At 43.1% G+C, this 17,107-nt stretch carries 18 protein-coding genes; all 18 read left to right on the forward strand.

The genetic code is table 11. The features are described 5' to 3' along the window. Positions 1-124 precede the first annotated feature (124 nt). The 18 genes from BLR86_RS14465 (at position 125) to glyA (ending at position 17,087) form a co-directional block, all read left to right on the forward strand. Positions 125-1,414 (forward strand): UDP-N-acetylglucosamine 1-carboxyvinyltransferase, encoded by a 1,290-nt coding sequence (locus tag BLR86_RS14465; protein WP_090762632.1) that lies wholly within the window; start codon positions 125-127, stop codon positions 1,412-1,414. A 78-nt stretch (positions 1,415-1,492) separates the two neighbouring features. Further along, positions 1,493-2,455, forward strand: coding sequence for a class II fructose-bisphosphatase (gene glpX, locus BLR86_RS14470; protein WP_090762634.1), 963 nt, complete (start codon positions 1,493-1,495; stop codon positions 2,453-2,455). A gap of 443 nt (positions 2,456-2,898) precedes the next feature. Continuing rightward, positions 2,899-4,164, forward strand: coding sequence for a transcription termination factor Rho (rho, locus tag BLR86_RS14475; RefSeq protein WP_090762636.1), 1,266 nt, complete (start codon positions 2,899-2,901; stop codon positions 4,162-4,164). Between the two features lie 336 nt (positions 4,165-4,500). Next, a complete protein-coding gene (rpmE, locus tag BLR86_RS14480) occupies positions 4,501-4,719 on the forward strand; it encodes a 50S ribosomal protein L31 (protein ID WP_090762638.1) in 219 nt (72 codons plus the stop codon). A 114-nt stretch (positions 4,720-4,833) separates the two neighbouring features. After that, on the forward strand, positions 4,834-5,442 hold the full coding sequence (locus BLR86_RS14485; RefSeq protein ID WP_090762640.1) for a thymidine kinase: 609 nt from the start codon (positions 4,834-4,836) through the stop codon (positions 5,440-5,442). Between the two features lie 137 nt (positions 5,443-5,579). After that, on the forward strand, positions 5,580-6,017 hold the full coding sequence (locus BLR86_RS14490; RefSeq protein WP_090762642.1) for a hypothetical protein: 438 nt from the start codon (positions 5,580-5,582) through the stop codon (positions 6,015-6,017). A 135-nt stretch (positions 6,018-6,152) separates the two neighbouring features. Next, positions 6,153-7,226, forward strand: a complete 1,074-nt coding sequence (prfA, locus tag BLR86_RS14495) for a peptide chain release factor 1 (protein ID WP_090762644.1) — start codon at positions 6,153-6,155, stop codon at positions 7,224-7,226. Continuing rightward, a complete protein-coding gene (prmC, locus tag BLR86_RS14500; protein ID WP_090762647.1) occupies positions 7,219-8,061 on the forward strand; it encodes a peptide chain release factor N(5)-glutamine methyltransferase in 843 nt (280 codons plus the stop codon). Before prfA ends, prmC begins: the two co-directional genes overlap by 8 nt. 104 nt (positions 8,062-8,165) lie before the next feature. Continuing rightward, positions 8,166-8,375: a hypothetical protein gene (locus tag BLR86_RS14505; protein WP_090762649.1), complete on the forward strand. Its 210-nt coding sequence runs from the start codon at positions 8,166-8,168 to the stop codon at positions 8,373-8,375. A 445-nt stretch (positions 8,376-8,820) separates the two neighbouring features. After that, positions 8,821-9,840: a stage II sporulation protein R gene (spoIIR, locus tag BLR86_RS26950; RefSeq protein ID WP_090762651.1), complete on the forward strand. Its 1,020-nt coding sequence runs from the start codon at positions 8,821-8,823 to the stop codon at positions 9,838-9,840. 121 nt (positions 9,841-9,961) lie between these two features. Then, positions 9,962-10,408 carry a GNAT family N-acetyltransferase gene (locus tag BLR86_RS14515; RefSeq protein ID WP_090762653.1) on the forward strand — a complete coding sequence of 149 codons (447 nt, stop codon included), beginning with the start codon at positions 9,962-9,964 and terminating at the stop codon, positions 10,406-10,408. A 174-nt stretch (positions 10,409-10,582) separates the two neighbouring features. Further along, positions 10,583-11,626, forward strand: a complete 1,044-nt coding sequence (locus BLR86_RS14520) for an L-threonylcarbamoyladenylate synthase (RefSeq protein WP_090762655.1) — start codon at positions 10,583-10,585, stop codon at positions 11,624-11,626. A gap of 286 nt (positions 11,627-11,912) precedes the next feature. Then, positions 11,913-12,470 carry a manganese efflux pump MntP gene (locus BLR86_RS14525; protein ID WP_090762657.1) on the forward strand — a complete coding sequence of 186 codons (558 nt, stop codon included), beginning with the start codon at positions 11,913-11,915 and terminating at the stop codon, positions 12,468-12,470. Positions 12,471-12,643: 173 nt separating this feature from the next. Then, complete coding sequence (locus BLR86_RS14530; RefSeq protein WP_090762659.1) at positions 12,644-13,090, forward strand: low molecular weight protein arginine phosphatase; 447 nt, start codon at positions 12,644-12,646, stop codon at positions 13,088-13,090. A 172-nt stretch (positions 13,091-13,262) separates the two neighbouring features. Further along, complete coding sequence (gene tnpB / locus BLR86_RS14535; protein WP_090762661.1) at positions 13,263-14,438, forward strand: IS200/IS605 family element RNA-guided endonuclease TnpB; 1,176 nt, start codon at positions 13,263-13,265, stop codon at positions 14,436-14,438. Positions 14,439-14,628: 190 nt separating this feature from the next. Then, positions 14,629-15,069 (forward strand): ribose 5-phosphate isomerase B, encoded by a 441-nt coding sequence (gene rpiB, locus BLR86_RS14540; RefSeq protein WP_090762663.1) that lies wholly within the window; start codon positions 14,629-14,631, stop codon positions 15,067-15,069. Between the two features lies 1 nt (position 15,070). Continuing rightward, positions 15,071-15,646 (forward strand): TIGR01440 family protein, encoded by a 576-nt coding sequence (locus BLR86_RS14545; protein WP_090762665.1) that lies wholly within the window; start codon positions 15,071-15,073, stop codon positions 15,644-15,646. Positions 15,647-15,845: 199 nt separating this feature from the next. Further along, positions 15,846-17,087 carry a serine hydroxymethyltransferase gene (gene glyA / locus BLR86_RS14550; protein WP_090762667.1) on the forward strand — a complete coding sequence of 414 codons (1,242 nt, stop codon included), beginning with the start codon at positions 15,846-15,848 and terminating at the stop codon, positions 17,085-17,087. Positions 17,088-17,107 lie beyond the last annotated feature (20 nt).

Genomic DNA, 17,107 nt, shown 5'->3' on the forward strand with positions numbered 1-17,107 from the left:
TTGGTGTAAACTAGATGATAGACAAGCTGTCGGATTATGTAACTTGCTATTGGAAATAAATGGTTTATACTATAATAAATGAAAAAGTAACAATCCATCCCAATGGCGTAGAAAGGAGTCGAATATGGAAAAGCTTAAAATTGCAGGCGGATATCCGCTTAAGGGTACTGTAAGAATAAGTGGTGCCAAAAATAGTGCAGTTGCGTTGATACCAGCAACCATATTAGCAGAATCACCGGTAACAATTGAAGGACTTCCAGATATTTCAGATGTAGAAATATTGAAGGACCTGCTCGAAGAAATAGGCGGTAAAGTCGAGCTTTCCAATGATTTTGATATGACGGTTGACCCATCGTCGATGATTTCGATGCCATTGCCAAACGGAAAAGTGAAGAAGCTTCGCGCTTCTTACTATCTTATGGGGGCGATGCTCGGTCGTTTTAAAAAGGCCGTCATCGGTTTACCGGGTGGATGTCATCTTGGACCACGGCCCATTGATCAACATATTAAGGGGTTTGAAGCACTGGGTGCTCAAATCACAAATGAACAGGGTGCTATTTATTTGCGTGCGGACGAGCTTCGCGGCGCGCGAATTTACCTTGATGTTGTCAGTGTGGGGGCAACGATTAATATCATGTTAGCGGCAGTACGGGCAAAGGGCAGAACGATTATCGAAAATGCTGCCAAAGAACCGGAAATCATTGATGTGGCTACCCTGTTAACCAATATGGGTGCGAGAATTAAAGGGGCAGGAACCGATGTCATTCGGATTGATGGAGTCGATAGCCTTCATGGCTGCCGCCATACCATTATTCCTGATCGAATTGAAGCGGGAACCTATCTGATTTTAGGGGCTGCCATGGGTGATGGTGTATTAATCGACAATGTCATTCCACAGCATTTAGAATCATTGATTGCTAAGCTTCGGGAAATGGGTGTGAAAATCGAAACCAGTGATGACCAAGTATTCGTCAGCAGCTCTGAAAAGTTGAAGGCTGTTGATATTAAAACACTCGTTTATCCAGGTTTTCCAACCGATCTGCAGCAGCCGTTTACAACGCTGTTAACAAAAGCAACAGGGTCTAGTGTCGTAACCGATACGATTTATAGTGCCCGATTTAAACATATTGATGAATTAAGAAGAATGAATGCCAATATTAAAGTCGAAGGCCGCTCCGCCATAATCAGTGGACCTATCAATCTTCAAGGAGCAAAGGTGAAGGCAAGCGACCTTAGAGCTGGAGCCGCACTGTTTATTGCAGGTTTGATGGCTGAGGGAATTACGGAAGTGACTGGTCTTGAGCATATTGACCGAGGTTATAGTCAACTTGTTGAAAAATTAAATGGTCTTGGTGCAACGGTTTGGCGGGAAGCTTTAACAAAAGAAGAAGCCGAACAGTTGAAAAATACGTAAATAAGCTATACTAATCCCCTAATTATGTTATACTAATGATATTGTTAAGGTATAAATATCAATTGGGGGAGTTAGAACATGGAGAGAAGTTTATCAATGGAGCTTGTTCGCGTAACTGAGGCGGCTGCGCTTGCTTCAGCACGCTGGATGGGACGCGGGAAGAAAGATGAAGCAGATGGTGCTGCAACCTCTGCGATGCGCGATGTATTTGACACGATTCCGATGAAGGGAACCGTCGTTATTGGTGAAGGCGAAATGGACGAGGCTCCCATGCTTTATATCGGTGAAAAGCTGGGAACAGGCTTCGGACCACGAGTCGATGTAGCCGTAGATCCCCTTGAAGGTACCAATATTTTAGCAGCTGGCGGCTGGAACGCTCTAGCGGTCCTTGCCATTGCTGATAATGGTAATCTGCTTCATGCACCAGATATGTACATGGAAAAAATCGCCGTTGGCCCTGAAGCAGTAGGGCTTGTTGATATCAATGCCTCTGTTCTTGATAACCTAAAGGCTGTGGCCAAAGCGAAAAACAAGGATATTGGCGATGTCGTGGCAACCGTATTAAACCGTCCACGCCATGAGCATATCATTGCACAGCTCCGTGAAGCGGGTGCACGAATTAAATTGATCAATGATGGCGATGTAGCAGGTGCCATCAATACCGCTTTTGATAACACAGGCGTTGACATTTTATTCGGCTCTGGCGGTGCGCCAGAAGGCGTCATTTCAGCTGTTGCCTTAAAATGTCTTGGCGGTGAAATCATCGGTAAGTTATTACCACAGAATGATGCTGAATTAGCGCGCTGTGTGAAAATGGGACTAGATGTGAATAAGGTTCTGCGTATGGAAGACCTTGTTAGAGGGGACGATGCCATTTTTGCAGCAACCGGTGTAACCGACGGCGAGCTGCTGCGTGGTGTCCAATTTAAAGGCTCATATGGTTCGACCCACTCCATCGTCATGCGGGCAAAATCAGGAACGGTCCGCTTTGTTGAAGGCCGTCACAGTCTAAAAAAGAAACCCAATTTAGTGATAAGATAATTATTTAAACATTTGGCTGAGTTAAAGGATACTGTTGATTGGAGCGAAAGGCGCTCGACTCCTGCGGGATGTACGAGCAGAGTGAGACCCCGCAAGGTCGGAACGGCCGAGGAGGCTCACGGCGAGCCCGCGGAAAGCGTAGCGCCTGTAGCGCAAATCAACAGCCAAGTTTAACACAGCCAATCTTTTAAGAGACTAGAGCTTAATTCTAGTCTCTTATCTCCTGAAAAATCTATTATCTCCCACAAACAGATAATTTCCAGTTGATTAATATTTACCAAAAGGGGTACAATAGATAGTGTTTTATCATACTATCTATTCTGCTATTCTATTCTTTCATTTCTACTATTTCCTCTGTTTTTTTGTAATTGAAAAATCCTCTATTATACGCAATGTAACTCATATGACGGAAGTAGAGTAAAAATTTTAAAGTGTGGTGTACTATGGACTTAACAATATCCAGTTTAGAAAACATGAAGCTAAAGGAGCTTTATGAGCTTGCGCGCGAATTTAAAGTGACATACTACAGTAAATTATCGAAAAAAGAACTTATTTTTGCCATCTTAAAATCACGTGCTGAGCAACAAGGATACTTTTTTATGGAAGGCGTCCTTGAAATTATCCAATCGGAAGGATTTGGATTTTTACGACCAATCAACTACTCACCAAGTTCGGAAGACATTTATATCTCTGCGTCGCAAATCCGTCGTTTTGATCTAAGAAATGGTGATAAAGTATCTGGTAAAGTCCGGCCTCCAAAAGAAAATGAACGGTATTACGGCCTTTTACATGTAGAAGCAGTTAACGGTGAAGACCCAGAATCAGCTAAGGAACGTGTTCACTTCCCAGCATTAACTCCTCTCTATCCAGACAGACATATGAAACTCGAAACCACTCCAAAATATATCTCAACAAGAATTATGGATGTAGTTGCTCCAGTTGGTTTTGGACAAAGGGGCTTAATTGTTGCGCCGCCTAAGGCAGGGAAAACGATGCTGTTAAAGGAAATTGCCAACAGCATTACCACCAATCATCCAGAAGTGGACTTGATTGTGCTGTTAATCGATGAACGTCCAGAAGAAGTAACCGACATTGAGCGCTCAGTTGCTGGTGACGTCGTTAGCTCCACATTTGATGAGGTACCGGAAAATCATATTAAGGTTGCCGAGCTTGTGCTTGACCGTGCCATGCGGTTAGTTGAGCATAAACGCGATGTGGTCATTTTGATGGACAGTATCACACGGTTAGCTCGTGCTTATAACTTAGTTATCCCGCCAAGTGGCCGTACGCTTTCTGGTGGTATTGATCCAGCGGCATTCCACCGTCCGAAGCGTTTCTTTGGGGCAGCCCGAAACATTGAAGAAGGCGGAAGCTTAACCATCTTAGCTACAGCATTGGTCGACACCGGCTCAAGGATGGATGACGTCATTTATGAAGAATTTAAAGGGACAGGTAATATGGAACTGCATCTCGATCGTCAGCTTGCAGAACGCCGTATTTTCCCTGCCATGGATATTCGTCGCTCTGGTACACGGAAAGAAGAACTTCTTCTTCCGAAGGATCAACTGGACAAGCTATGGGCAATCAGAAAATCAATGTCCGATTCACCAGATTTTGCCGAGCGCTTCTTGAAAAAACTAAAACAAACCAAATCCAACGAAGAGTTTTTCGCGCAAATTGGGGAAGAATTAAAGGGTAGAAGATCATAGTGAAAATTCCTTTGGCAATGTTTAAAAGCTGAGATAATTTTATAACTCTGTTGATTTGCGCGGAAGGCACGAAGACTCCTGCAGGAGTACGGAGCAGGTGAGACCCCACAGGCGCTTGCGCCGAGGAGGCTCACCGCAACGCCTGCGGAAAGCGAAGTGCCTGGAGAGGAAATCAACAGACTAGTTTATACGAAAACCATAAAAACCCAGCTTGCCAAAATAGATACACCTTGTTATAATAATTCCAGTGTGTTTTTAGTAATTGGTGCTTGTACTTAAAACAGGCATTTATATAACTCTGTTTCGAAAGATTCAGGGCGGAAGGAGATGAAAAGAATGAAAGCAGGAATTCATCCAAATTATAATACGATACAGGTGACTTGTGCTTGCGGAAACACTTTTGAAACTGGTTCAGTGAAGAAAGAAATTCGCGTAGAAACTTGTTCAGAATGTCACCCATTCTATACTGGTCGTCAAAAATTCGCTGAAGCTGGCGGACGTGTAGACCGTTTCAACAAGAAATACGGCCTTAAAGACCTTAACGCGAGAGAATAATTTTTCAAAACAGGCAAGCAGAAACTTTACTTGCCTGTTTTTTATTGAATAAAACGTAATGATTTTTAAAAATATAGACTAAAAGGGTTGTACATAGGAAGGAGACGCTGATTTATGTATTTAATGAAGCAACTCGGATGGGTTGAGGTTATCTGCGGCAGTATGTTTTCAGGGAAATCAGAGGAATTGATTCGTCGTGTACGACGGGCTCAATTTGCTAAACAAAAAATAGCTGTTTTTAAACCGAAAATAGACAATCGCTTTAGCGAACAATCTGTCGTTTCTCATAATGGCAACTCTTTTCATGCGAAGCCCATTTCCCATTCGATTGAGATTTTACATCATGTAGAGTCGGATATCGATATCATCGCCATCGATGAAGTGCAATTTTTCGATGAAGGAATTGTAAGGGTTGTTCAGCAGCTTGCTGACAGCGGTCATCGGGTAGTAGTGGCAGGCCTGGATATGGATTTTCGCGGCGAGCCATTTGGGCAAATGCCTGCATTAATGGCGGTTGCGGAAACCGTAACCAAACTTCAAGCCGTTTGTAGTGTATGTGGATCACCATCCAGCCGAACACAGCGCTTAATCGATGGCAGACCAGCATCCTATCACGATCCAGTCATCTTGGTTGGTGCATCGGAAGCATACGAGCCAAGATGCCGTCATCATCACGAAGTACCTAAAACAGCGCGGGTGCCTGTCACCGTTTATACAGAATAGCCCCCTTTATACAATTATTTATGCATAAACAGCCTGTGAGGATCATGTCACAGGCTGTTTTTTTATATGGTTGGAATAATCTAACTTGACCGGTTCTGGACCTCCATGGGAAAGATAGTTTATAGGAGGTGCAATCGATGAAAAAGTGGATCATTCTTTTGTTGTTTACTGTTCTGCTGCTAGCTGCCTGTCAGAAAGGGAATGACAATACCGCCTACAATTTACGTAATGATGTCAGTAGTCCCAACTATATGTCAAATAAGGCAGATAACAAGCCTGGCCCAATGTCTGACCAAAATCCAAATTTCCTGAATCTAAGAGGGACATCGCTAAACGACGAATCCAACCGAAACAATTTCGGCAGAGATATCGATATCGCCAGAGAGATTGTCAATCGAACCGATGATTTTAGATCAGATTCCATTTGGATCAACAACGCTGGTGACAAGATGACTGTAACAGTGGACGATAGAGGACGGTTCAATGGCAATGAGCGGGATAATGCCCTTGACTCCCTCCAAAAAAAACTCTTACATGCCCTGCCTCGATATTCAATAGAGATAAGACAACGTTAACATGCTCTGGCTTCAGGGCATGTTTTTTTTATCTAAAAACTGCCAAAAATTTTTCCTGATTGAATTTGGTTTTGACGCAGGTTTTCACCTATACTATAATTATAATGTTATGGACAAAAACTAGAGGTGGTAACTGTGTTTGATCGTCTTCAATCTGTTGAAGATCGTTATGAAAGATTAAATGAGCTTTTGAGCGATCCGCAAATCATTAATGATTCAAAAAAACTTCGTGAATATTCAAAAGAACAATCTGATATACAAGAGACCGTAGAAACCTACCGAGAATACAAAGACGTCCGCGAACAGTTCAACGATGCCAAGGCAATGCTTGAAGATAAGCTCGATGCCGACATGCGTGAAATGGTCAAAGAAGAAGTCAATGAACTAGAAAAGCAAATCGAGGAACTAGAAGCAAAAATGAAGGTTCTGATGATACCGAAGGATCCCAATGATGACAAAAACGTTATCTTTGAAATCCGTGGTGCTGCTGGTGGCGACGAAGCGGCCCTTTTTGCAGGCACGCTTTACCGTATGTACAGCCGTTATGCAGAAGCACAGGGCTGGAAAACAGAACTGATTGACGCCAATGCAACGGGACTTGGCGGCTACAAAGAAATCAGCTTTATGATTAATGGTCAGGGTGCCTATTCCAAGTTGAAATTTGAAAATGGAGCCCACCGTGTGCAGCGTGTACCAGAGACGGAATCTGGCGGCCGAATCCATACTTCAACGGCTACGGTAGTTTGCTTACCAGAGGCGGAAGAACTAGAGGTCGAAATCCATGATAAGGATATCCGCTTTGATGCCTTCGCTTCAAGCGGCGCCGGCGGTCAGTCTGTTAATACAACGATGTCAGCGGTTCGTTTAACCCATATTCCAACGGGAATCGTGGTATCCATCCAGGATGAAAAATCACAGCACAAAAACAAGGACAAAGCGATGAAGGTTTTACGTGCGCGTGTCTATGACAAGTTCCAACAGGAAGCACAGGCGGAGTTTGATCAGGTTCGTAAATCTGCGGTCGGTACGGGTGACCGTTCTGAGCGTATCCGTACGTACAACTTCCCACAAAATCGTGTGACTGATCACCGTATTGGCTTAACTATTCAGAAGCTTGATCAAATCATCGAAGGTAAGCTTGACGAAATCATCGATGCATTGACGCTAGAAGATCAAACAAGCAAGCTTGAAAGTGGTTCAGATGAGTAAAAAAGTTTACGAAGCTCTGCAATGGGCTTCTTCTTTTTTAAAAACAGCAAATCGTGAGGAGCATGCGGGTGAACTGTTGCTTCGTCATTTTACGGGAATGTCACGGGCGCAGTTGTTTGCCAATGTTCGTGAGGATCTCCAACCTTCTCAATGGGAAGCGTTTGAAGCAGCCGTCCACGAACATGCAAAGGGAACGCCGGTTCAATATATTATTGGATTCGAGGAGTTTTATGGGCGGAAATTTATCGTCAATGAAGAGGTCCTGATTCCTAGACCGGAAACGGAAGAACTTGTTTACGAAACGTTAAAGCGCATCAATAAGCGCGCGTTGAAGGTTGTTGATATTGGGACGGGCAGTGGAGCAATCGCGATTAGTTTAAAGCTTGAACAGCCGTCACTACTTGTCTATGCCTCGGATATTGCCGAAGAATCCTTGACAGTAGCCAGAGAAAACGCCGGCCAGCTTGGTGCTGACGTTCAATTTGTCCAAGGGGATTTACTGCAGCCATTTCGTGGTCAACGATTTGAAGTGGTGATCTCGAACCCACCCTATATTCCGGTAAGTGATATCGAGACTATGTCAGTAGTAGTAACGGAGCATGAGCCTCATCGTGCTTTATTTGCTGGTGAGGATGGGCTTGATTTTTATCGGCGTTTTATGGCGGAGCTGCCAGAAGTGATAGCTCCAGGCGCGCTGGTTGGCTTTGAGATTGGGGCCGGTCAGGGGGAGGCGGTAGCCGACCTTTTTAAAAAGGCTTTTGCGAACGTGAAGGTAGAAATCATCAATGATATCAATGGCAAGGACCGGATGGTGTTTGCGGAGATTAGTGAATAATGAAAACCGTCTTATGTGTAAGGCGGTTTTTTGCAAAATAATTCAGAATATTAAAAGGAAATTACCACCTTTATGTCGAAATAATAGGTGAGGGGGATGACCCAATGAATAAAGAGATATTGTTCAAGAAATTAAGTAGTTCCAGTCGTGGTAATTTGTTTGCAGTCGAGATTCAAAAGGTTACAGAAGAAGATGAAAAGGCGATTGAGGCATGGGCTGGAGAATTAGAACGTGAAGGCAAAATCAAGTTAAGAGAATGTATCCGGCGGGAATACTCCGTATACTTACATGGAATCCTGAAGTATGTACCGTAATCGTATAGGTGCATATTTTTTTTTGATTAAGACTGTTATTATTCATGGTTGATTTTCGTAGAGGTATGAGAAGTAATAGGCGGAGAATTTCCGGTTAATCTATATAGAGGAGGCTTTAGAAGCAGATATAAGCGGAGATATTCCGGTTAACTGCTCTAAATATGACAAAATCCATCGATTTGGATCGGATAACCGGAAAAACTCCGCTTATTTTAAGGGAAATATGAGTATTTTCCAATATAAACGGAATTTTTCCGGTTATTTTTAAAACGCAGGAAATCAATATTCAGTTATAACAGAGACTTTTGATTAAGCCTGTTTTCTAAAGTTTCACTCCAAAAGTTTAGAAAAGAGTCGTAATTAAAATCTAGCTTTTTTTAAATTTACTAGTTTAAGATTCTTGGCATTTGTCCACAATGAGGATAGTGAAGGGACGGTGCGAAGAATGAATAGTAAAGTGTTGGTTTGGTCTTATTTAATCATTTTATCGTTTGGAACGATATTGAATTTATATATTCCTAAAACGGAAGCGATGGCGAAGGATTCGGTGGTGATTCCGGCTGAAGCGATTCGACTGCGGATTCTAGCAAATAGCGATCGTGCACAGGATCAGGAGATTAAGCGCAAGGTTAGAGACGCGGTGAATGAACAGATTACGTTGTGGGTTCAGGAGTTAACCTCTTTGGAAAAAGCAAAAGCGGTGCTTACCTCGAAGCTTCCAGAGGTTCAAGGCATTGCTGAAAAGGTTGTGGGAGAGCAGGGCTCAAGTCAAAGTGTAAAGGTGGAGTTTGGCAAGGTTCAGTTCCCGACTAAACTGTATGGTGAGTTTTTATATCCAGCGGGAGAGTACCAAGCGATCTTGATTACACTGGGTGAGGGGACGGGCGCCAATTGGTGGTGTGTGCTTTACCCGCCATTATGTTTCCTTGATTTTTCAAATGGAGTAGCTGTTAAAAGTGATGGCTTTGAAGACAAAGCATATGCAGCAGAGAATGCAGAGGTAGAAAGTAGTCCAGTTGCAACGGAAGAGGTTGCCACTGTAGCGAGGAATACGAATGCAGAAGAAGTGGTGACTAGTAATAAGAAGAAGGTTGTTGAAGAGGTAGTAGATAGTAATAAGAAGAAGGTTGTTGAAGAGGTAGTAGATAGTAATAAGAAGAAGGTTGTTGAACAAGTAGTAGATAGTAGTAAGAAGAAGATTGTTGAACAAGTAGTGGATAGTAGTAAGAAGAAGGTTATTGAACAAGTAGTGGATAGTAGTAAGAAGAAAGTTATTGAAGAGGTTGTGGCTGGTAGTAAGAAAAAGGTTGAAGATACGAGTGCTAGTAAGGAAGCAGTGAAAGATGCTTCTGTCCGGGTAGTAGAGGCGAAGCCGAAAGAAGCTCCCGTCTATGCGTCCGATGATGAAGAGCCAGTGAAAGTGAAGTTCTTTGTGGTAGAAATGTTTGAGAGTATTTTTCGATAATCTTGCGAGGGCCAGTCCGAAATTGGGCTGGTTCTTTAGTTTGAAAAACTTTTAGTAGATTTCGTTCTAGTTCTCTTATTTTTTCATAGAGATAGAGTATCAAATAAAAGAGGTGGTAGGGATGCAAGCGGTTATTCGTTGCGCGAACAAGGACGATTTGGGTGCTTTGAGGGAGTTTCTTACGAGAGCGAATCTTGGAAGTGATGGTTTGACAGAGGAAACGGTAGAGTACTTTTTAGTGCTCGAGGATGAGGATGGTGCGATCAAGGGTACATTGGGAATGGAGGCATTCACGGAATGTGGATTATTACGTTCTTTGGTGGTTTCACCGGGTCAAGCGGAAAAGGATATTGTCCTATTGATAACCCAAATGATGCAAGTAGCGAAAGAAAAAGGAATGAGAAGCTTGTTTTTGGCAACAAATAAAGAAGTGGCATTGCCATTCTTTGAATTGCTAGGTTTTAAGAAGGTAGGGCGGGACCAATTGCCTGTAGAGTTTTATTCGTTAGAACACATTTTACAGGTATTTAATGTGGATAACTCGTTATTTTTAAAATTTTCACTATAATTGTGGATTAATCCACAAAGTTATCCACTTTTTCATGATAGTTATGCACAATTTGTGGATAAAGGGTTGTGTTTATCCCCATCATCTTTTATACTTTCAAAAGTAATATGAGACAAAGAGCCTAAATTCGGCAAATTTCGATAACATTTGCGCTTCTAAAAAAGGTGGATAACGATGAACACAAAAGTGTGGAAAGTGGATAAATATGTGGATAACCTTGAAAATAATCCACAGGTTGTGGATGCCGCTCATTTTTTACAGGAAAATGAAGTGGTGGCACTGCCGACCGAGACAGTTTATGGTCTAGGGGGAAATGCCAAAAGCGATGTGGCTGTGGAAAAAATCTTTGCTGCGAAAGGCAGACCAAGTGATAATCCACTGATTATCCACATTGCGGATAAAAAGCAAATCAATGCCTTTGTTACGGAGATTCCTGAAAAGGCTGAATTATTAATGGAAAAGTTCTGGCCGGGACCATTGACGATTATTTTTAAAAAGAAAGCTGGAGTTCTGTCAAATAAAGCTACGGCAGGCCTTGATACTGTCGCAGTTAGGATGCCGGACCATCCTGTAGCGTTGGCACTTTTGAAAAAATGCCAGCTGCCGATTGCGGCTCCGAGTGCAAATAGTTCCGGAAAGCCCAGCCCGACTAATGCCCAGCATGTAATCGATGATTTAGATGGGAAGATTGCTGGTGTGCTGGATGGCGGCGCGACGGGTGTCGGTGTAGAATCGACGGTAGTTGATTGTACAGAGGAAATCCCTGTGATCCTAAGACCGGGCGGGGTGACGAAGGAGCAGTTAGAGATGGTGATCGGCGACGTTCATCTTGATGCAGCATTGAGCGATGAAACATCGAAACCAAAAGCTCCTGGGATGAAATATCAGCATTACGCTCCAAATGCACCGCTTTATTTAGTGAATGGAAGTCAGTCCTTTTTGCAGCATTTAATAGAAGAAAAGCGAAACGCAGGGCTTCGAGTAGGTGTGCTTGCAACGGAAGAAAGTGTCGGGAACTATACGAGTGATGTGGTGATTGCTTGTGGAAAAAGAAGCGAGCTTGAAACTGTTGCTGCCGCACTTTATGAAACGTTACGGGCATTTAATCAGGAAAAAGTCGATGTTATTTTTAGTGAAATATTTCCGAGTACGGGTGTAGGCCATGCGATCATGAATCGTTTGCAAAAGGCTGCAGGGAATAAAATGATTATCGAGTAATGGCAGGTCCTCCTTCTTGGGAGGGCCTGTTTTTTTATAAGACAAATATAAGTTTTTAAACTTAGATTACTGTCCAGCTCCAGCGCCCTAACGGCTAGTGTCCTTCGCTCTCCGTCCTACGATAAGTCAACATCGAATCGCCTCTGGCTCTTCGTGTTTCCTTTATCTCGGTTGGAGCGCTCCAGGCCATACGCCGCTGACCAGGTCGCTTCCGCTTTTCTTGCTTCTAAACCGAAATGGACGTGCATATGTTAAATCAGGGCAAGTCCGAGGGGGTCGAAGTCACGTGTATGGAATGATTGGGCAATTGGTGACGCTGTTGTTAATAGCGTTTGCGCTGGGAATGGATGCTTTTTCTGTTGGCCTGGGAATGGGGATGTTTAAGTTAAGGATGCGGCAAATTTTTAAAATTGGAATTACCGTTGGGTTATTCCATGTGTGGATGCCGCTAGTTGGCATGCTTGCCGGAAAGTTTTTATCCGATAAGTTTGGAGCGTTTGCTTCCGTCGCTGGTGGATTGCTGATGATGGTGCTCGGGGTGCAAATGATCTGGTCAAGCCTGCGCAAAAGCGAAGAATCGCTGATGACACCAGTTGGATTCGGATTACTTATCTTTGCTACAAGTGTCAGTCTTGATAGCTTTTCACTCGGGCTAACGTTAGGGATATATGGGGCAAAGACAATCATGGTGATCATTTGCTTTGGCGTTGTGGCCACGATCTTAACATGGGCCGGATTACTGCTCGGCAGAAAAGCGCAAGGCTGGGTTGGTTCCTATAGCGAAGCGCTTGGAGGCAGCATCCTGTTAGCGTTCGGAATTAAATTAATGTATCCCTTTTTATAAAGCTGGGGGACGATTGCTTTAAGCGGAAAGTGTATTTTCACGAATTTTTACAGAACAGCGTTTAAAGGTTTTTTCAATGGTGATGGAGAAATGATACAATGATACATAGAAAAGCGGAAGTGCCATGTTCAAAGGCGCTGAAGCTAGACAATAGTTGAAAGGAGGCTGGCAGCTTGCAGCGCATTTTGTTTGTTTGTACAGGTAATACGTGCAGAAGTCCGATGGCGGAAGCGATATTAAAAGGTAAGAAGATTGATGGTTTTGAAGTGAAGTCGGCAGGAATTTATGCGGCAACCGGGAGTGAGGCATCTGCTCACGCCAAAAAGGTACTAGATGACCATCGAATTGATCATCAGCACTCCTCCCATTTGCTAGACCGGGCATCTGTTCAATGGGCGGATTTAATTTTAACGATGACCGGCTCACATAAAAATGCGATTCTTCACCAATATCCTGAAACAGCAAGGAAGGTTTTCACGTTAAAGGAGTTTACCGGTGAGCAATATGATGTCGATGTCGTCGATCCGTATGGCGGCAGCTTGGCGATTTATCAGGAAACGTATCAGGAACTCGATCATTTGATTTCGAAAGCGATTGAAAAAATCCAAAGCTCTCAATGATGAGGGCTTTATATTTTTTTATCATTTTCCGACAGAAGACTCCCACCTCAAGGAATGAGAAGGGCGAAGCCCAATGAGTAGGCGGGAGATGAATGTCGGTTGGCGCTAGCCAAACTTCCCTCATTATGATACGATAGGAACAAATGTTCCGTTAGATAGTGAGGTGAATATTTTGTTAAGATGTAAAGCCTTCAAATTTAGAATCTATCCTAATAAAAATCAGATTGAACTCATTAATAAGACAATCGGCTGTACAAGATTTGTTTTCAACTTCTTTCTAGGTAAACAAAAAGAGAAAGATGCTTATTGGTATATTGTTGAAGAGATGGTTCAAAACGGTCAACTTCCAGCGAACAACTGGAAAGGAATGTGCTTAAATAAATTCGAAACGGTAAAATCACTTCCAGAATTAAAGAAGCAGTATCCTTTTTTAAAGGAAGTAGATAGCATTGCTTTGCAAAAATCTGTTGAAAATTTAGCTGATTCTTATTCTCGCTACTACAAAAAACAAAACAAACAACCTCGATTTAAGTCTAAAAAGAACCCCATTCAATCTTACACAACCAAGTATACGAACGGAAATATCACAGTCTTTGAAAATAAAATTAAGATACCGAAACTTGGTCTTGTTCGTTTTGCGAAAAGTCGTGAAGTAAAAGGGCGAATTATGAGTGCGATCATAAGGCGGAACCCTTCGGGTAAATACTTTGTTTCTCTAGCAACTGAAACAGAGGTGACAGAATTACCTAAAACCAAATCGGCTATTGGTATAGATTTGGGCTTAAGGGAATTCGCTACTCTCTCGGATGGCAAAATCTACTCCAATCCAAAGTTTTTCCGTACCTTAGAAACAAAATTAATAAAAGCACAGCGCATCATGAGTAGACGAACCCCAAGCGGTGCAAACTGGTACAAAGCAAAGATTAAAGTAGCACGCATTCATGAAAAGATAGCAAATACAAGAAAAGATTACTTAGACAAGATTTCAACCGAAATTGTCAAAAACCACGACATCATCGGTATAGAAAACTTGACGGTATCCAATATGCTTAAGAATCATAGCCTCTCAAAAGCAATCAGTGAAGTATCTTGGTCCCAATTCAAAACAATGATTGAATACAAAGCGAATTGGTATGGAAAACAAGTCGTGGCTGTCGCATCAAACTACCCTTCCAGTCAACTTTGTTCTTGTTGTGGCTATAAAAACAAAGACGTTAAAAATCTCGGTTTGCGTGAATGGGATTGTCCGAAGTGCAATGCCCATCATCAAAGGGATATTAATGCAGGATTAAATCTTAAAAATGAAGCTATAAGACTTCTAACCGCAGGAACTGCGGGGATCGCCTAATCATAATCAACCGATAGGTTGGTGTTCTTAGGAATCCCCTACTTCAAATTTTTGTTAGAAAATTAAGCGGGGGTAGTTCAACGGTATGTCAATATTAAATCTGAATAGACGAAGACGCCTCGGAGCTGGACAGTCATCGAAGTTCAGTTATATAGTTAGGTTTATAAAGATTAGTAGGGAGGTTTTTTAAATGAAAGTAGCATTAGCATCAGATCATGGCGGAGTCAATCTTCGTAAGGAAATCGCCAATTTAATGAATGAACTTGGGATTGAGTATCAGGATTTCGGCTGTGATTGCGAAGGATCTGTTGATTATCCGGATTATGCCCTGCCGGTTGCCCAAAAGGTGGCAAGTGGTGAATTTGATAGAGGGATTTTGATTTGTGGAACAGGGATTGGCATGAGTATTGCCGCGAATAAGGTCAAGGGAATTCGCTGTGCCCTTGTTCACGATACCTTTAGTGCAAAGGCAACTCGGGCACATAATGACACCAATGTTCTTGCCATGGGCGAGCGTGTCATCGGTCCTGGACTTGCACGTGACATTGCCGAGATTTGGCTGACGGAAGGTTTTGAAGGCGGCCGTCACGGGACTCGTGTAGGAAAAATCAGCGAATACGAGCAGAAGTAGGATGAAGAAAATGATTCAAGAATGGGAAAAAGAGCTTGAAACGATTCTTTCGGACTTTCAGATGCAGGCTTCCTTACAGCCTGGACAGCTAATGGTGGTAGGTTGCAGCACCAGTGAAGTAATCGGCGAGAGAATCGGCACAGCGGGTACGGTTGAAGTGGCGGAGATGATTTTTCGCGGGTTAAGTCGATTTGCGCAAGGTGCGGGGGTCAGTTTGGCGTTCCAATGCTGTGAACACTTGAACCGGGCGCTTGTCGTTGAAAAATCGGTGGCGGTTGCCCGTGGATTAGAGGAGGTATCCGTTGTTCCCGTTCGAACGGCGGGCGGAGCGATGGCAACGTACGCGTTTGGAAAATTGGATGATGCTGTTGTGGTTGAATTTTTGAAGGCAGATGCTGGGGTCGATATCGGGCTAACCTTGATAGGGATGCACTTGAAACATGTGGCCGTTCCGATAAGAGTCAAGCAAAAAAGCGTTGGCCATGCTCATGTAACATTGGCGAAATCACGGCCGAAACTCATTGGCGGTGCGAGAGCAGTCTATGAAAGAACAGAGGGAAATGCAAGTTGTCGTTAGTGCATATACGAATGATTTCTCGTAATTTCCTGGTAACGTTCGGGTAAATAAAGATTTAGCCCCTTAGTAGCTTGATGTAGAATAAATAAAAAGGGGATTTTCGATTATCCCCCGTTCTCTTTTAGAGAGATCCGTGTTATTATATAGAGGGAATTTTCAAAAAGTTAATTCAGGTTCATACATACAGGGGGGAATTACCATGAAGCATTTGTCGAATCAGGACAAGCAGGTATTTGAAGCGATTCAACAGGAATTAGGCCGCCAGCGCGGAAAAATTGAATTAATTGCCTCAGAAAACTTTGTAAGTGAAGCGGTAATGGAGGCGCAGGGTTCTGTGCTGACAAATAAATATGCAGAAGGCTATCCAGGCCGCCGTTATTATGGCGGTTGCGAATATGTGGACGTTGTCGAAGACCTAGCGCGCGATCGTGCGAAGGAGATTTTTGGTGCAGAGTACGTAAACGTTCAGCCGCATTCCGGGGCGCAAGCGAACATGGCTGTTTATTTTACGGTTCTTGAACAAGGCGACACGGTGCTTGGTATGAACCTTTCACATGGCGGTCACTTAACACACGGAAGTCCAGTTAACTTTAGTGGTGTTCAATATAATTTTGTTGAGTATGGTGTCGATGAAAGTACACACCGAATCAATTATGACGATGTCTTGGCAAAAGCACGTGAACATAAGCCAAAAATGATTGTTGCAGGTGCAAGTGCCTATCCACGTGAGATCGATTTTGCGAAGTTCCGTGAAATCGCCGATGAAGTTGGCGCATATTTAATGGTCGATATGGCTCATATCGCTGGACTTGTGGCAGCTGGCTTACATTCAAATCCAGTTCCTTACGCTGACTTTGTTACGACTACTACGCATAAAACCCTTCGTGGCCCTCGTGGCGGGATGATTTTATGTAAAGAGGAATTTGGCAAGAAAATTGATAAATCGATTTTCCCTGGTATCCAAGGCGGACCACTCATGCATGTGATTGCGGCGAAGGCTGTTGCATTTGGTGAGGTTTTGCAGGATAGCTTTAAAGAGTATGCTGGAAACATTATTGCGAATGCTCACCGTTTAGCAGAAAGCTTAACGAAGGAAGGCATCAAGCTCGTTTCTGGCGGTACAGACAACCACTTGCTGCTGTTAGATATGCAGACTCTAGGACTAACGGGTAAGGTTGCCGAAAAGGTCCTCGATGAAGTGGGAATTACCGTTAACAAAAATACCATCCCATTTGATCCACAAAGTCCATTTGTGACGAGTGGTATTCGCATTGGTACGGCTGCTGTGACGAGCCGCGGCTTTGGTTTAGAAGACATGGATGAAATTGCCTCAATTATTGCGTTTACGTTGAAAAATCATGAAGATGAAGCGAAGTTGAAGGAAGCTGCTGACCGCGTTGAAGCATTAACAGGTAAATTCACGCTTTATCCTGAATATTAAACATCTGTGGAATTGGCTCG

The organism is Bacillus sp. OK048 (assembly GCF_900103525.1).
GTDB lineage: Bacteria > Bacillota > Bacilli > Bacillales > Cytobacillaceae > Neobacillus.

What these genes read in the sequence shown, in the direction of transcription:
- BLR86_RS14465 (WP_090762632.1), top strand. Translation starts at nt 125, where the DNA reads ATGGAAAAGCTTAAAATTGCAGGCGGATATCCGCTTAAGGGTACTGTA.
- glpX (WP_090762634.1), top strand. Translation starts at nt 1,493, where the DNA reads ATGGAGAGAAGTTTATCAATGGAGCTTGTTCGCGTAACTGAGGCGGCT.
- rho (WP_090762636.1), top strand. Translation starts at nt 2,899, where the DNA reads ATGGACTTAACAATATCCAGTTTAGAAAACATGAAGCTAAAGGAGCTT.
- rpmE (WP_090762638.1), top strand. Translation starts at nt 4,501, where the DNA reads ATGAAAGCAGGAATTCATCCAAATTATAATACGATACAGGTGACTTGT.
- BLR86_RS14485 (WP_090762640.1), top strand. Translation starts at nt 4,834, where the DNA reads ATGTATTTAATGAAGCAACTCGGATGGGTTGAGGTTATCTGCGGCAGT.
- BLR86_RS14490 (WP_090762642.1), top strand. Translation starts at nt 5,580, where the DNA reads ATGAAAAAGTGGATCATTCTTTTGTTGTTTACTGTTCTGCTGCTAGCT.
- prmC (WP_090762647.1), top strand. Translation starts at nt 7,219, where the DNA reads ATGAGTAAAAAAGTTTACGAAGCTCTGCAATGGGCTTCTTCTTTTTTA.
- BLR86_RS14505 (WP_090762649.1), top strand. Translation starts at nt 8,166, where the DNA reads ATGAATAAAGAGATATTGTTCAAGAAATTAAGTAGTTCCAGTCGTGGT.
- spoIIR (WP_090762651.1), top strand. Translation starts at nt 8,821, where the DNA reads ATGAATAGTAAAGTGTTGGTTTGGTCTTATTTAATCATTTTATCGTTT.
- BLR86_RS14515 (WP_090762653.1), top strand. Translation starts at nt 9,962, where the DNA reads ATGCAAGCGGTTATTCGTTGCGCGAACAAGGACGATTTGGGTGCTTTG.
- BLR86_RS14520 (WP_090762655.1), top strand. Translation starts at nt 10,583, where the DNA reads ATGAACACAAAAGTGTGGAAAGTGGATAAATATGTGGATAACCTTGAA.
- rpiB (WP_090762663.1), top strand. Translation starts at nt 14,629, where the DNA reads ATGAAAGTAGCATTAGCATCAGATCATGGCGGAGTCAATCTTCGTAAG.
- BLR86_RS14545 (WP_090762665.1), top strand. Translation starts at nt 15,071, where the DNA reads ATGAAGAAAATGATTCAAGAATGGGAAAAAGAGCTTGAAACGATTCTT.
- glyA (WP_090762667.1), top strand. Translation starts at nt 15,846, where the DNA reads ATGAAGCATTTGTCGAATCAGGACAAGCAGGTATTTGAAGCGATTCAA.